Raw genomic sequence first — 15,758 nt, 5'->3', positions numbered from 1 at the left:
AAGTAGACAATAAGTGCAGGCTCCTGCCCGGTTTGCATGACAGTAGTCTATATGCCAAAAAATGAATTTATAAGTAATAGAGAGACACATCTTCACTAGAATCATACCCTTTTCTAAATTTCTAAAAGGTATAGCTGAGTAGTTACTTTATTTGTATAAATATAAATTGAAAAACTGACATAAAAGCCGATATAAAAATCCGTCTCTTTTTAGGCGGGCGAGAGCAACTTGCCATGCATAGAAACGTTCAGTGCCTTTTCCTACCACATGCGAGGTTTCAAACAAAGGGAGAAAGCGAGTGTAGGTCACGTTTTGTTCTGGATAGCAGCGACTTATATGTTAGAAAATCAAAATGAATTTATATATACTTCCTCTACTAAGCATTTGCTGTAATAAGTATAAAAATATAGAAAAAAATGCCCTTTATCTGATTTTTTTGGTCAGATAAAGGGCGTTTTTTTTCGTGTTTTGAGTTGTTTTAGGATTGGATTCCATGTTTTTTGTTGTATTCTAGCTCTTTTGCTCCTCGATGAGCCAATATACAGCATATGATACAGCAAATAGTTGCTGCTAGTAATACGTAGAAGCCACCATTCCACCCTACTTTGTCAACCATTACACCAAAGAGGGTAGTACCTAAAGATGCACCTAGGATGTAACTCATAAAACCTCGCAAGCCAACTGCAGAGCCAACAGCGAAAGATGGAACTACCTCCATAGTTTGTACTGAAGCTAGAAATTGTGGAATGTAAATTAAGCATCCAATAATGGCAGCGAAGATAGTCACCCAATGTAAAGATGTGCTTTGCCAGTAACCAATGATACAGACAAGTATCATTGTCATAGCGATGATTGCTGGCGGCATGCGGTGCCCTTTGAATAACTTGTCTGATAAATAACCAGCCAAAAGAGTAGAAGGAATAGCTGCCCATTCAAAGAATAAAAAGGCAACACTCATCTCTTCCTTAGTGAAATGTTTCACATGTAATAAATAAATAGGTAACCAGCTTATAATACCGAAACGAACCATGTAAACGAAAACATCTACGAAGGAAACGAACCATGCATTTTTGTTAAATAAAACATAATTCTTAAAAATCTGCCAAGCACTCATGTCTGCTGGCGGTTTTGAATCAGCCTTTTGTTGCATTTGTGAATCATCGGATTCGTCCTTGATAATTTCGTTTAACGGAGGCAAGCCCTCGCTTACTGGTGAGCCTTTAATAAGAGTTAGTATTATAAGTGCAATAACAATGGCTATTGCGGCTGGAATTTGATAGCTTGCCGCTTGCCAGTGATTGGAGCCTAACATAGCAAAACTAACACCAACGATAGGTGCTACGATACCTCCGCCTATATTATGCGAAATATTCCATATAGCACCGATCGTTCCTCTTTCTTTACGAGGAAACCAGTTTGCAATAGTAATAAAGCTAGGTCCAACTCCCATTCCTTGAAAAAGTCCATTGAGAACAACGAGAAGTGCAAACATCCAGAATGCCGTGCTGAAGCCCATCATAATATTGACCATAGCACACAGAAGCAAGCCAAGCGCCATATACCTTTTAGGATTAGCTTTGTCGGCTAAACTACTCATCAAACCCTTACTAACTCCATAAGCGATAAGCATGGAACTGCTTAATAAGCCTACTTCTGTAGCACTGAGGTTGAGTTGTTCCTTCAGATAAGGAGTAGATAAGACCAAATTGTTACGTACTATATAGTAAGCTATGTAACCTAAAAACACTCCTAATAAAGATTGTAGCCGGAAAACCTTATAGGTTTTTTGAACCTGATCTGGTGCTATTTTTGTAGTAGCAATTTTAGGTTTCAAAAATGAGAACATACTATCTACCTCGATTTCTTTACTTTGATTTACAGAAAAAACTTAGATTAGCATGAAATTTAGTATTTCAATAGAGTGCTAACTTGGTGGAGACGTTTTCAAAAATACTTGTGTTATATCATCCTCCTTTTGTTACATTATCTTATATGCCAATTCGTTAAACTATCAGTAAATATCTGATTTTATGTAAGATAATATAGTAGAGTCTATCAGAATTTATCTTACAGACAGTATTTATAGCTATCTAAATCTGTTTTCATTTTTCAGCATATAAGTCGTTGGTATACAGAATAAAATATGCTCCATACTCGCTTTCTCTCTTTGTTTTACTCCTTGTATACTGCAAGAAAAGCCCCTAACCTCTTCTGTGCTCGTCCCTAAAAAGAAAGCGGACGTTTTTTATTTGTATTTACATACTTTCTGTCACAACTCTGACACGAAAAGTAGTGTTGTATACACTCTTCCATAGATTTCGTGGATCGTTCTGAAGTAATATATAAATATAAACTTCAAAAACATTGAATCAAGCATGATTCAGTAAATCGGATTAATACATAAAATGAAACTTCCATAAGTGGAAGCTTCATCTCCCACTTATGGAAAGCTCTCACCAATCGAGTTTTTACGGGTAGTTATCCCTATCTGTTTTCTTTGCTTGTCTCTCGATGTTGAGGTGAGGATCCCAAAGGAATAAGGGGATAAATTCCTCGCCTGTAAGAATGGAGGAAAGTATGACAAATTGGTTGAGGCTTTTTTTTATATTTTTTATTACTTTACTTGCAATAGGCTGTCAGCATGATCGTTCAAGCTCTCAAATTGTTTTCTCCGAATCTGAAATTATGCCTGTTGGTTCACAAGATGGAAAGCCCTCTCCTGTACGGATTGCAATTTCAAGTGTGTTATCACCGACTGATACAATTATGTACTACAGGAAAATAGCTGATTATATTGGAGAAAAGCTCCATAGACCTGTAATTTTAATCCAGCGCAAGAGTTATAATGAGATTAGCATGTTGATGATAAATGGAGGCGCTGACATCGCTATACTTTCAACAGGAGCGTATATTACTTACAAACATGTCGAAGGACTTGAAGCAATTGCTATGCAAGAACGAATGGGAGTTCCCTATTACTATGGTTATGTTGTCGTACACCGCCAAAATGAAATATCCGATATAAATGATTTAAGAGGCAAAAACGTTGCCTTTACCGATCCAACCAGCTATTCCGGATATATTTTTGTGAGGAAAAAATTAGCTGAATTAAGTGAAACTCCAGAGCATTTCTTCGGTCGTTATGTTTTTACATATAATCATGAAAGCTCCTTAGGCGCTGTGATAAATAAGGTTGTTGACGCAGCTGCTGTTGATAGTTTAGTCTTTGAGCGCACGAAACGTCAAAATCCAGAACTGGTTAAGGATTTGGAAATTATTGAAAAAACGGAACCGATTGGTACCGGTCCTGTTGTCGTTAGGAGTAATTTACCTGATGAAGAGAAGAAAATTATTAAAGAAAGTTTCATTTCCATGCACGAACAAGAACCAATAAAATCAGCTTTTCAGGGGCTGTTTATTGATCGTTTTGTTCCATTTGAACCTAAGTTATATGAGGTCACCTATGAAATGGATAAATAAATTACAAATAAACCAGAAGATATTTGGAGCTATCCTCGTTTCACTACTCTTTCTTGCTCTATTATTGGGATGTATCATTTGGGAGTCACTCACAAAAATGATGACAGAGGACCTTAAAAAGCGTGGCGTAAATATCGCTGAAAATATTGCGGCATTGTCTTCGGATTACATTCTAACTGACGACTACTATTCGATTCACCTCCTCATTACCCGGGCACAGGAAACGAATAAAGACGTTCGTTATATACTGGTCATTGACAATAATAATGTTCTTATTGGAAATACATTCTCTAAACATCTACCGAAAGGAATATTAAATGCACATAAGCCTAATGGTAGCAATAATGAAAAATCCGCTATATTAACTTCAGATGAAGGAAATATCCATGACATACTTGTTCCAATTGAAGGTGGAGATGTAGGATTTGTTAGAGTTGGAATGGCAGAAAAAGAAGCGAAAAGCTATATTTTTACTAAAATAGTAGAATTGATTTTCGCTACATTTTTGGTATGCATGGGAGCGGCAGGTATAGCTTATTATGTAACTCGTATCATTACCAAACCAATCAACAGTTTAGTTGATATAGCATCAGGTATATCAGCCGGTAATTTATCCTTAAGGGCTAAAACAGAGGGTGACGATGAAGTTGGAAAACTAGCGCGGGCTTTTAATGAAATGGCTGATAACCTGATTAGTTCGAGAACGGCAGTAGAAAAATTACTGAAGGAACTTCAAGAAAAGGATGCTCTTCGAGATACGTTAATCTTGAAATTATTATCCGCGCATGAGGAGGAGAGAAAAAGAATTTCTCGTGAACTTCATGATGAAACAAGCCAAGCCCTTACGTTTCTAATGGTTACAATGCGTATTTTGGCTAATGAAGCTAAAGATGCTGAACAACAGGAGCTACTTAATGTAAGCCGAGAGACTGCGGCAAATATTTTACGAGAAATTAGAGATTTAGCGGTAGAATTAAGACCACCAATCCTTGATGATATAGGTTTAATTCCGGCATTAAAGAAATATATAAGAAAGTTTGAAGAAAAATTCGCTCTTGCTGTAATTTTGCACGTTCCCGATGATGACAGTGCTACCATAGATAGTCATATCGCTGTAGCACTATACCGAATTGTTCAAGAAAGTCTTACTAATGTAGTGAAACATACAGTAGCGACTGAGATTGTAATTAATATGGAGATTAAAGATTGTTCTATTAAGCTAAGTATCCACGATAACGGACAAGGTATACATGAGACTGATTTTGAAAAAGCTCGCCAGCAAAATCGAATTGGAATATATGGAATGAGGGAAAGAGCTGAATTACTAGGCGGTTCATTTTTTATCAAAACTCACAAAATCGGTGGGACTGAAGTTATGGTGTCTATCCCAGTAAAACAGAGAGAAGGGTGTCAAGATGAAAAAGACAATCAGCATAATGCTAGTTGATGACCACGCCTTGATGAGATCAGGTTTAAAACTACTATTGCAAAAAAGACCGTCCTTACAAGTTGTAGGTGAAGCCTCTGATGGACTTGAAGCCCTTCAACTTTACGACATTTTAAAACCTGATATTTTGATATTGGATATATCTATGCCACGCTTAGATGGAATCCAGGTTCTCAAAGAAATTAAATTACGTTATGAACAAGCGAAAGTCATAGCGCTCACCATGCACGAAGATGAGGATTATATAACGTTAATCATGAACGCGGGAGCTTCAGGTTATGTCCCTAAAGCAGCTGTAGATGAGGAATTATACACTGCTATTGATTCTGTTATGGATGGGTACTTATACCTTCGCCCAAAGGAAATTTCAACGATGTTAAAAAGAGTACAAAATGAAACAGAGTCCCGAAATCCTTATGTAATTCTAAGTCCACGTGAACGAGAGGTATTGCAGTATCTTGTTAAAGGATTTTCATTGTCTGAAATTGCTCAAGAGTTAACGATCAGTATAAAAACGGTTGATACTCATAAGACGAGAATGTTGAACAAACTGAATCTTTCTAAGAAAAGTGAACTTGTTCAATATGCGATAAAGTATAATTTAATCAACATGATATAACGGAATGGTGTTTGTGAGAAAAGATATTTTTTCCTTTCATTCATTGAAAGTAGCAGAAAAATCCCGCTTTAGAAAAGCGGGATTTTTGTCTATCTCTTAAATAATTAGAACATCTAAATATTGCTGATTAAGCAATGTTTTTTGTATTTATATAATGCTTATTCACGCCTGTAAATAAGCGCGGTGCTGTTATAAATAAAACGACAAGTAGAACCGCACACAATACGAAAGAACCAATCATTGTAACGCCGTTAAAGATAAAGGAATATAAAACAGCTGATTGTCCTTTTGGTGCATATTGTCCAAAGAAAATAAAGCCAGCAATGAAGTGCCAAAAGTAACGAGCTAAGCTACCAATAAATGTAGCAATAATGATATACGTAATTGTTTTTGCTTTTTGTTTATTGGCAATTGCTTGTTGAATTGGTGCATGAAATAATCCAGCAAAGCCAATAAAGGCAAAGGCGATAAAGTATTCAATAAACGCTTGCACCGGTGTGAAAATAGATGCATCTCCTGCAACAATTTGTAATAACCCCCAAACGAGACCACTTAAGAAACTCGCTTTAAATCCCCAACGGTAAGCAATAATAAAAATTGGAATCATAGCAAATGAGATAGAACCGCCTGTTGGAAGTTTAATAGAGAGCGGCAAAATGTCGATGACTAATGCCAATGCTGCGAGAATCGCTGCCTCTATCATTGCTTGTAAATTTGTGTTACGCATGTAAAAGTCCCCCTATATCCAAGTTACAAAAGAAGAACCATTATCATAGAGGGATGGAAATACACAAATTATAAATCACTACTTATGTATATACGTCTGCACAATTCCTACGTTAGCATTAACTAACAGGTTCAAAGGGTCGGAACAAAGTGTTCCCTCTCAGCAACGAGGCTCCCCCTGTGACAACGAGATTCTTAGATTGTTACTATTATTGTAATAATAATGGTTAAGAATGGCAAATGAAAATAAAAACCCTTTTTTTAGGGAGGGAGAGAGCAACTGGCCGTACATAGCAACGATTTTTATGTTAAATAAGATGGAATTGTACGAAAATAGTAATAAATACACAGCATAGTGTATAGTGTTTTTTCAGAGAGTCATGTTATAATTTATATTGATAATAATTATCGTTATCTTTTTAGGGGGATAATTTATGAACTTAGTTGATATGAGTATAGATGAAAAAGTACGTGTAAAAGATTTACAATCTCTTGATAAATTGTTAAAACGCCGTTTGGCTTCATTTGGATTTTCTGAAGGTTGCGAGCTTTGTGTAAAACAAAAGGCAATGCTTAATGGTCCTTGTACATTAGAATGCCGTGGACAATTAATCTCTATTCGTCATTGTGATGCGAAAATGATAAAGGTGGAATTAGCGTGAACAAGGTTGCTTTGCTAGGAAATCCGAATACGGGAAAAACATCATTGTTTAATGCGCTTACTGGTTCTTATGAATATGTTGGGAACTGGAGCGGAGTAACCGTAGAAAAAAAGATTGGTAAGTTAAAAAATAAGCAAGGAATGTTAATAGATTTACCAGGTATATACGATTTAAATCCTGTATCCCGTGATGAAGGGGTTGTTACACGGTTTTTATTAACAGAAGAGTTTCATCATATGTTAAATATTGTGGACTCCTCTCAATTTGAACGTAATATGCATCTAACATTGCAATTATTAGAATTTGGAAAACCACTTTCTATCGGTTTGAATATGATTGATGTGGCAAAACAGCGCGGGATTATGATTGATGTCAAGAAGCTATCTGAAATGCTAGGTGTAACAGTTATTCCCGTTATAGCAAGAAGTGGAAGAGGCTGCGAGGAATTATTAGCTGCTCTTCATGAAAGCGATAAGGCGGAGCAGAAACCGTTTGTTCTTTCATACGGTAAAACGGTAGAGACAGGAATCCAGCGCGTTATGGAGAAATTGCAGCGAGAAAATGATGAGCATGCAAGGTGGCTTGCGCTGCAATTTTTAGGAAATAACGAAGTGGTAGAGAAAGAACTCACTAAGTCGCATGTATATAACGAACTTGTAGCAATTCGCTCTGCATTAGAAGCAGAATTGGATGTTACGCTAGAGCAGCATATATACGGAGTACGTGCAGCGTATATTGAAAAGTTGAAAACAAATGTGATTCGTCATGAAAAAGAAGGAAGCATTCCTTTTTCGGAAAGAATTGATAAATTAATTACGCATAAAATTTTTGGACTACCGATCTTTTTAGGAATCATGTTTTTAATTTTTCAGGTTACGTTTTCATGGATTGGAACGCCTTTATCGGATCAATTTGATGCATTTGTCGGCGGTCCATTTACAGATTGGGTAACAGCAGGTCTTACGAATATTGGTGCGTCTGATTTCATTCGATCGCTCATTACAGATGGAATTATTGCTGGTGTTGGTGCGGTATTAGTATTCGTGCCGCAAATTTTTGCGTTGTTCTTCTTTATTTCATTACTAGAAGATTCCGGATATATGGCGCGTATTGCCGTTGTAATGGATCGGATTATGGAGTTTTTTGGATTAAACGGAAAAGCGTTTATTCCGATGATTATCGGTTTTGGCTGTAATGTACCAGGCGTTATGGCAGCGAGAACGATTGAACAGGAGAAAGAGAGGCTGCTTACGATTTTAGTGACACCATTTATGTCATGTTCAGCCCGCCTGCCTGTATATGCATTATTTGCTGGAGTCTTTTTCCCGCATAGTCAAGCGATTGTTGTATTTTCTTTATATCTTATTGGTATTATCCTTGCATTACTCGTTACAAAAATTATGTCCGTTACGGTTTTAAAAGAAGAGAAATCTATTTTTGTAATTGAACTTCCGCCTTACCGTGTGCCGCAAGCAAAAACGTTATGGCGCAGTACGTGGGAAAAAGGAAAAGGATTTGTACGTAAAGCAGGTACATTTATCTTTGGTGGTTCTGTTGTGATTTGGTTATTAAACTATGCTGGGCCATCTGGATTCGGTGTAGATATGGGAGATAGTTTCTTAGCGATGATTGGCGGGTTATTTGCTCCAATTCTTGCGCCGCTTGGGTTTGGAACATGGCAAGCAGCTGCATCACTGTTAACAGGATTTTTAGCAAAAGAAGTTGTTGTTTCGACAATGGCAATTATTTATTCTGTGAAAGAAGATGTATTAGGAAACGTAATTGGTACGCATTTCACAACATTATCAGCATATTCGTTTATGTTCTTTATTTTATTATATGTACCATGTTTAGCAACAGTTGCGGTTATCCGCCGTGAAACAGGGTCTTTAAAGTGGACGATTTTCTCTGTTGTTTACCCGCTTGTGGTTGCATATGTATTAACACTAGCAATATACCAAGTTGGATCCATGCTCGGATTCTAAAAGGAGATGTATCATAATGATAGTTAATATCGTAATTGGAGCTGTCATTTTTGGATATGCAGGATATACGCTAATGAACTTCGTAAAGCGAAGTAAAAAAGGGAAATGTGCAGCATGTTCTCTTAATAAATCATGTCAGTCAAACATTTGTAGCACTGATATGGAACAAGTTGTGAATAAATAGAGGAAAGCTTTGCGAATTTCGCAAAGCTTTTTTTATCTACCTTTTAGAAGTTGTGATGGGGATGTCATATTATGGATTGTATATTTAAGAAACAAGATGTAAGTACACTTTATTTTTGATATAATGTACACATAGGTTTAAGGTATGAATATTCTTACTGTAAAGGAAGATTTTCGGGTTTTCCAAGCGCTGAATTTGAAATATGAAGCAATTAATTAGGAGGAATTAGAATGTCTGTATTTAAGCGATTAAGAGATTTAACGATGTCCAACGTGTATTCATTAATTGAAAAAGCGGAAGATCCAGTTAAAATGACGGATCAGTATTTACGTGATATGCAAGAGGATGTACAAGAAGCGGAGAAAAGTGTAGCAGCTCAAATTGCTCTTGAGAAAAAATTTAAACTGTTGTTTGAAGAGCAAGAAGCACTTGTAAAGAAACGTGAAGAACAAGCGCACATGGCTGTTCAAGCAAATAACATTGATCTTGCACGTCGTGCTTTAGAAGAAAAGCAAAATGCAGAACAAAAAATGAATGAGTATAAAGCAAGCTACGAGCAAAATAAAGCGGCTGCTGATAATCTTCGCGCGAAATTAGAAGAAATGCGTAAGCAATTAACAGAATTAAAAAATAAACGTGAAACGCTTGTAGCGCGTGTGAACGCAGCAAAAGCACAAAAGAATATTAATCAGGCAATGTCTGGTTTTGATGCGAATACAGCAAAAGCAGGTTTAAGCCGCATGGAAGAAAAAGCTCTTCAATTAGAAGCTGAAGCAGAAGCAAGCGGAGAAATTTATAAAAAAGAAAAATCATTAGATGAAGAATTTGCGAGTTTAAACAAAAACTCAGCTGTAGATGATGAATTAGCTCGTATTATGAAGCAGTATGAGAAATAATCTATAAATGAAAAAACCTTTTCTTTTTAGGTTGGAGAGAGCATCCGATCATGCGTAGGAGCGGTCAGTGCTTTTTTTGGCCCCATACCGCGTGAAAACAAAAGGAGAGAATGAGTGGAGAACTGTTATTGTTTTCATGGCCGCGGTTTATATGCTAGGAAATTACGATGGATTTATAGAGAATAGACAACGGAACCGACATGTCATAGTAGGAAGTCATGTCGGTTTTCTATTATTTTTTCAGAGGTGGTTTTTTCATGACAGGGATGAACATTTTAGCCATGCTTGTATGGACAGGTGCAAGTGCGATCCTTTTATTTCTATTGATGTGGATTGATTCACTTTTTACTAAATATAAAGATTTAGAAGAAATTAAAAAAGGGAATATGGCAGTTACGACGCGCTTTGCGATGAAGTTGTTTGCACAAGGATATATTTTGTCGCAATCGATTTCAAAATCAAACGATTTATGGCAAGCATTACTTGCATCAGCGGTATCTTTTGTAATCTTATTATTTGTAGAAATGTTTGTTGAACTTATTTTGCGAAAAACAGTTAATTTAGATTTAGATGAAGGGACAAAGCAAGGATATGTAGCACATGCTGTCTTAGCGGGTTCGTTACATATTGTCGGTGCCCTTATTTTATCAGCATGTCTATAACGAGAAAAGGATGGGTAGGTCAATGAGTTTATTTAAACGTATTAAAAATATAATAAAAAGTCCGGAACCTGCTAAACCTGAGAAAACGGTACTTACGTTAGCGCCTGGTGACATGATTGAAGTTTCGTTAGTCATGTATGAAGTGGTTGGAAAAACAAGCATGCATTCTCGTAATGAAATTGTTTTAACATTGCAAGATGGAAGAACAATTCGATATTTAAAAATTGAAAATCGCGAAAATACGTATTATAAATTATATACTCCTATTGATGGACGATTAGATTCAATCAATGAGATTCCAACGACAATTGAAATGGATGATATAGATTACCATATGGAAGAGCAATATAACGGGCGTGTTGTCGTCATGGGAAAAACACCATTTGCAGCATCTGATGAACAATACGTATGGGAGTTCCAATCTGATAATCGAAAGCTGCTTCGCGTTGAGTGGCAAGATGGACGTACAATGATGTATGAGGGAGAATCGATTCTTTCAGCTGATGTACAAATCATAAGAGCAACGTAAGGGGGCGTAATCATGTCAAAACGATTGTTTCCCATGATTAAATCGCTCGGCATCGCTATACTTGCTATTGTTATTTTACTTGTAATTGCAGGTTTTGCTTTATCGGGATGTCAAAATGGAAAGTCGATTCAAGATCGTTACCCGTTAGAATCAGTTGCGAAAGACGGTAAGCAAGAATCTTATGTGTATCGAGCCGCCAATAAATCAGTTCCTCAAGTTGCCAAAGAATTAATTGATGAACAGGAACCAAAACAAGCGTCTAAAGAAGACGAAAATCAAATGTTCCTTGTGTATTCTGATAAAATATACAACATTCAGAAGGATAAAGAGAAGCCATCTGACACATTAATTGAAATCAGTAATAAAGAGTTTGTCCGTCAAAATTATCAGCCATCTTTCTTACAAGGCTTTCTGTTAGCAAGCATACTGGACGATATATTTGATTCGCGTAAATCGTATCACGGCGATTACCGTGGGTATACAGACAGACAAAATCATAAACCGGTTATCCAAGAACGACCACCTACAAAAGAAGAAAAGAAAACAACGCCGCCTATTACGAAACAAGGCAAAGGCTCTATTATTAAAAGAAGTGATAAAGTAGAGCAAAAACCGTCTGTAGGTGATTCGGGAAGTATTACGGAAAAAGGCACGCAGAATGCTCCGCCTTCTACGGAGAATAAAGGGAAAATTATAAAATCACCAGGTGGTTCTAGTGAATCAGATGTGAAGCCGAAATCATCAACAACAGGCCCACCGAAGAATACGTCTCCCCCTAAAACAAAGGTTGGCGGTTCCGGAAAAGTTACGAAAAGAAGGTAAAGAAAAAAGCGCAAGAAGCATACCAGTTGCTTCTTGCGCTTTTCTTGTATGGATTAAGAAAATAGAAAACTAATCGCTGTAAGGAGTCCGGAGAATCCTAAGATAACTCCTACAACCTTAATATGGCGTTTACGACCCATGACAACAATCGCAATATACTCTCGAATCATCGCGTTTGGCCAGTAATAAAAAGCTGTTTTTGAACCGATTCCTTGGCTATTAAGTCCGGCTTGTTTTGCATATAATCCAGCGCGGAAAAGATGGAAATTATTCGTTGTAAAGATACTTTTGTATTTCCCTTCTTTTCGTGAATCCATAATTTGTTTTGAAAATAACATATTTTGATACGTGTTAACAGAACGATCTTCTTTTATCGTATGCTCGGTAGGAATCCCTTTTTCAACGGCGTACCTTTGCATAGCCTCAGCTTCAGGGAGGTTTTCATCAGGGCCTTGTCCACCAGAGAAAATGATTGTAGGCGGAAAAGAAACAGCTGCTTGTTTCCAATAAAAATCAATTGCCTTATTAATTCTGCTTGCTAAAAGTGGTGGCACTTTATCGTTAATTAATCCACTGCCAAGAACGATAATGAAATCTTGATTGCGTCTTGGTCTGTTGAATTGATACAGAAAATAAGCTGTTAAGAAGTTGGATAAATGGAAAAAGAAATATATCATAATGAAAAACACGCCGCTAAAAATTGGTCCGAAATAAGGAGATAAAAATTGAATTGGCTTAAATAGTAAGCATATTATACTGAATAAAATACCTAGTCCAGCTAGTAAAGTTAAACAATTTGAAAAGCGTCGTCCTTCTTTTCTCATTAAAACCCTTGCATTCAGAAATAGTCCAATCATTAAAGCGAATATACCAAAGGTTAACATAAAGCCAATGATGAAAAGAGGGATAGCAGCAATGATTCGAAATATCACATTACCGGAGCTAAAACCTAAATAAACAAACAGGATAAGGAATGAGCAAAAAAATAGATTGAATAAAAATCCGATTATTAAACTTCTTGGATCTCTTAAATAAAAGAATAAAAAAATAATAAGTAAAATAAAGGTGATGATTTCTAAAAACATAGCCTTTGTAAATACCTCAACTTTCTAGTAAATTCCTTTTTAATTATATATCAAAAAAACCATCCCCGGATAGAGGATGGTTCGCGATTTTAGTGATACCCTTTTGCAGAGTCTTTATGAATTTTCTCTTTAAAGATCGTGTAGCTCCATAATTGATAGCCAATAACGATTGGTACCATTACCATCGCAACAAAGAACATAATTTTCAAGTTTAATTCACTACCTGCTGCTTGGAATAATGTTGTGCTGTATGCATCGTTAATGCGAGATGGCAGCATTCTTGGGAACATACCAGCAAAACCAGTTGCCATAAACGTAGCAATTGTTAAGCAAACAAATGTGAAAGCTAAGCCAATTTTTCTTTTGAAAACCATCGCCATTGCGATAACGCTCATTAACATCGCAAGCGCTGGGATTAAGAACAGTACAGGATATTCCGTAAAGTTTTGGAATAAGTTTGTAAGGTTTGACGTTGCGACGTAAAAGATAGCGAGAATAATTGCTGCTGCCATTGAAAATGGTTTCGCAATTTTATAAGCACGATCTGATACTTCACCGGTCGTTTTAATCATAACCCAAAGTGCACCGGATACGACAAAGATTGCTGTGAAGAAAAGGCCGCCTAAAATGCCGTAAGGGTGTAATAAGCTAAGTAAATTTCCTTCATAGCCATTTTTACCAATTTGTAATCCGTAATATAGGTTAGCGAACGTAACACCGAATAAGAAAGCAATTAAGAAACTACCAACGGCATATGTCCATTTACAAATAGTTTGCCAAACTGGTGAATCATCTTTATGCATGAATTCTAGTCCTGCTGCACGAGCAAATAGAGCAAGTAATACTAAGAACAATGGTGTGTATAAGTAACTGAACATGTTTGCATATGTGATTGGGAAAGCAGCAAATGTTGCTCCCCCAGCTGTAATTAACCATACTTCATTTCCGCCCCAGAACGGTCCAATTGCTTCTTGCAACTGATTGCGTTCTTGGCGATCTTTGGTAACGAACGGGAAAATCATTCCGTTACCAAGTGCATAGCCATCGAGAATAAAGTAAACTGTCCAAATCACGCCCCATAAGCCGAACCAAATAATTGCAAGTGTATCATGAGACATGAGCTGCACCCCCTTTTGTAGTCTCTTCTAATGCTTCAGGTCCTTTTTTCGCAAATTTCAACATAAGGTATACATCAGCAATTAATAGTAAAGTGTAGAATAAGATTAAGCTAATTAAAGAGAACCAAATTTGCGGTACAGAAATTGGTGAAACTGATTCTGCTGTTCGCATCAGTTTGTATACTGTCCAAGGCTGACGTCCCGCTTCTGCAACAATCCAACCTGCGTTAATCGCTACATATGGAAGTAATACAGACCACATTGTAATTTTTAAGAAACGTTTTGAGTTTTCTAGTTTTCCTTTGCGGCTTAAATAGAAACCAAACCATGTAAGTGCCATAAAGAATGTGCCAAGTGCAACCATTAAACGGAAGCTGTAATAAACAAGATTTACGTTTGGACGCTCGTCTTTTGGAATATCTTTTAAACCGACAATTTTTCCATCAAATGAATTTGTATAGAAGAAGCTGCCGAGTTTTGGAATTGTTAATGCTTCAAAGTTTTTCTCATTTTTCACATCAGGAATTTGAATAATGGAGAAACCTTTTCCTTCTCCAGTGTCCCAAACAGCTTCCATTGCTGCACCTTTTGCAGGTTGCATTTTCGCCGCGAAAGCACCGGATTCATGACCGATGAATGGTGTTGCAGTTGCTGCAAATAAACCGAATATTAAACCGTACTTAAATGATTTTTTAAAGAATTCAACGTCATTTTTACGTAGTAAGTGATATGCACTAATTGCCATAACGAAGAATGAACCAACGATATAACAACCAACAACAGTGTGGAAGAACATATGCCATGCATATGGATTTGTAACCAGTGCCCAAAAGTCATTTAATTCAGCACGGCCATTGCGTACTACGTAGCCAACTGGATTTTGCATGAAGCCGTTCGCTGTAATGATCCAAAGTGCGGAAATATTTGTTCCAAGTGCGACCATCCACATAGAGAAAGCACGGAACTTTGGTGAAACTTTATCTTTACCGAACAACCAAATTCCCATGAAAGTAGATTCTAAGAAGAAGGCAACAAGTGCTTCTATTGCTAGCGGAGATCCGAAAATATCTCCCATATATTTGGAGTATTCAGACCAGTTTGTTCCGAATTGGAACTCCATCGTAATCCCGGTGATGATCCCCATTACGAAGTTAATCGTAAATAACTTACCCCAGAAATTCGCCATTTTTCGATATGTTGGATTTAATGTACGTGCATATTGCGTTTCCATACACGCTACTAAAATAACAAGTCCGAGTGTTAACGGTACAAATAAGAAATGATAAAAAATTGTAATTGCAAATTGAAAACGACTCAGTAACAAAACGTCGGACATAATAAAATTCACTCCTTTTTTTATTTTCATTATCTACATTTAGTTTATAGTGAAAATATGAGCAAAGTATGAGGTAGTTGTTACAGAACTGTGTGGAAATTATGGAAGAATTATGACTGTTATCTGAAAAATTATATTCTTAGGATAAAGTGAAACTTCCATCAGTGGGGGGCATGCCCCACTGATGGTTAGCCCTCACCAATCGGG

The 15,758-nt window shown here is 36.8% G+C and carries 15 protein-coding genes and 1 riboswitch; of the genes, 10 read left to right on the top strand and 5 right to left on the bottom strand.

Features of this window, described 5'->3' with window-relative positions; all coding sequences use genetic code 11:
• Positions 1–478: 478 nt before the first annotated feature.
• Positions 479–1,846 (bottom strand): phosphoglycerate transporter PgtP, encoded by a 1,368-nt coding sequence (gene pgtP / locus V7024_RS20805; protein WP_335523437.1) that lies wholly within the window; start codon positions 1,844–1,846, stop codon positions 479–481.
• 731 nt (positions 1,847–2,577) lie between these two features.
• On the opposite strand from pgtP, the gene V7024_RS20800 reads away from it, so the two are divergent.
• From V7024_RS20800 to V7024_RS20790, 3 genes are read left to right on the top strand one after another with little or no spacing between them, the layout of a single operon-like run.
• Complete coding sequence (locus V7024_RS20800) at positions 2,578–3,480, top strand: substrate-binding domain-containing protein (RefSeq protein WP_335523435.1); 903 nt, start codon at positions 2,578–2,580, stop codon at positions 3,478–3,480.
• Positions 3,464–4,927, top strand: coding sequence for a sensor histidine kinase (locus V7024_RS20795; protein WP_335523432.1), 1,464 nt, complete (start codon positions 3,464–3,466; stop codon positions 4,925–4,927). Before V7024_RS20800 ends, V7024_RS20795 begins: the two co-directional genes overlap by 17 nt.
• Positions 4,896–5,546 carry a response regulator transcription factor gene (locus V7024_RS20790; protein WP_335523429.1) on the top strand — a complete coding sequence of 217 codons (651 nt, stop codon included), beginning with the start codon at positions 4,896–4,898 and terminating at the stop codon, positions 5,544–5,546. Before V7024_RS20795 ends, V7024_RS20790 begins: the two co-directional genes overlap by 32 nt.
• 127 nt (positions 5,547–5,673) lie before the next feature.
• Here V7024_RS20790 and thiT read toward each other — a convergent pair whose 3' ends face one another.
• A complete protein-coding gene (thiT, locus tag V7024_RS20785; RefSeq protein WP_335523427.1) occupies positions 5,674–6,273 on the bottom strand; it encodes an energy-coupled thiamine transporter ThiT in 600 nt (199 codons plus the stop codon).
• Positions 6,274–6,359: 86 nt separating this feature from the next.
• A riboswitch (TPP riboswitch) is annotated at positions 6,360–6,461 on the bottom strand.
• A gap of 245 nt (positions 6,462–6,706) precedes the next feature.
• Here thiT and V7024_RS20780 point away from each other — a divergent pair.
• The 7 genes from V7024_RS20780 to V7024_RS20750 all read left to right on the top strand — a co-directional run bounded on the left by V7024_RS20780 (position 6,707) and on the right by V7024_RS20750 (position 12,012).
• Positions 6,707–6,934 carry a FeoA family protein gene (locus V7024_RS20780; RefSeq protein ID WP_098917938.1) on the top strand — a complete coding sequence of 76 codons (228 nt, stop codon included), beginning with the start codon at positions 6,707–6,709 and terminating at the stop codon, positions 6,932–6,934.
• Positions 6,931–8,919: a ferrous iron transport protein B gene (gene feoB, locus V7024_RS20775; RefSeq protein WP_335523422.1), complete on the top strand. Its 1,989-nt coding sequence runs from the start codon at positions 6,931–6,933 to the stop codon at positions 8,917–8,919. Before V7024_RS20780 ends, feoB begins: the two co-directional genes overlap by 4 nt.
• Positions 8,920–8,935: 16 nt before the next feature.
• Positions 8,936–9,103 carry a FeoB-associated Cys-rich membrane protein gene (locus V7024_RS20770; RefSeq protein ID WP_335523421.1) on the top strand — a complete coding sequence of 56 codons (168 nt, stop codon included), beginning with the start codon at positions 8,936–8,938 and terminating at the stop codon, positions 9,101–9,103.
• 230 nt (positions 9,104–9,333) lie between these two features.
• Positions 9,334–9,999, top strand: a complete 666-nt coding sequence (locus V7024_RS20765) for a PspA/IM30 family protein (RefSeq protein WP_335523419.1) — start codon at positions 9,334–9,336, stop codon at positions 9,997–9,999.
• A gap of 257 nt (positions 10,000–10,256) precedes the next feature.
• Positions 10,257–10,661, top strand: a complete 405-nt coding sequence (locus V7024_RS20760; RefSeq protein WP_306201231.1) for a DUF350 domain-containing protein — start codon at positions 10,257–10,259, stop codon at positions 10,659–10,661.
• 22 nt (positions 10,662–10,683) lie between these two features.
• Positions 10,684–11,190 carry a DUF4178 domain-containing protein gene (locus V7024_RS20755; RefSeq protein ID WP_335523414.1) on the top strand — a complete coding sequence of 169 codons (507 nt, stop codon included), beginning with the start codon at positions 10,684–10,686 and terminating at the stop codon, positions 11,188–11,190.
• A 12-nt stretch (positions 11,191–11,202) separates the two neighbouring features.
• Entirely contained in the window at positions 11,203–12,012 is an 810-nt protein-coding gene (locus V7024_RS20750; RefSeq protein ID WP_335523411.1) for a DUF4247 domain-containing protein, read from the top strand.
• Between the two features lie 53 nt (positions 12,013–12,065).
• Here the strand turns inward: V7024_RS20750 and V7024_RS20745 are convergent, their stop codons facing one another.
• The 3 genes from V7024_RS20745 to V7024_RS20735 all read right to left on the bottom strand — a co-directional run bounded on the left by V7024_RS20745 (position 12,066) and on the right by V7024_RS20735 (position 15,551).
• A complete protein-coding gene (locus V7024_RS20745) occupies positions 12,066–13,097 on the bottom strand; it encodes a YdcF family protein (RefSeq protein WP_335523408.1) in 1,032 nt (343 codons plus the stop codon).
• An 89-nt stretch (positions 13,098–13,186) separates the two neighbouring features.
• A complete protein-coding gene (gene cydB, locus V7024_RS20740) occupies positions 13,187–14,215 on the bottom strand; it encodes a cytochrome d ubiquinol oxidase subunit II (protein ID WP_098917946.1) in 1,029 nt (342 codons plus the stop codon).
• A complete protein-coding gene (locus tag V7024_RS20735; protein WP_335523405.1) occupies positions 14,205–15,551 on the bottom strand; it encodes a cytochrome ubiquinol oxidase subunit I in 1,347 nt (448 codons plus the stop codon). The genes cydB and V7024_RS20735 overlap by 11 nt, the downstream gene beginning before the upstream one ends.
• Positions 15,552–15,758 lie beyond the last annotated feature (207 nt).

Source organism: Bacillus sp. JJ864 (genome assembly GCF_036963045.1).
Classification (GTDB): domain Bacteria; phylum Bacillota; class Bacilli; order Bacillales; family Bacillaceae_G; genus Bacillus_A; species Bacillus_A pseudomycoides_C.
The sequence above is the reverse complement of the archived record's forward strand: the minus strand, read 5'-3'. Positions and strand labels throughout refer to the sequence as shown.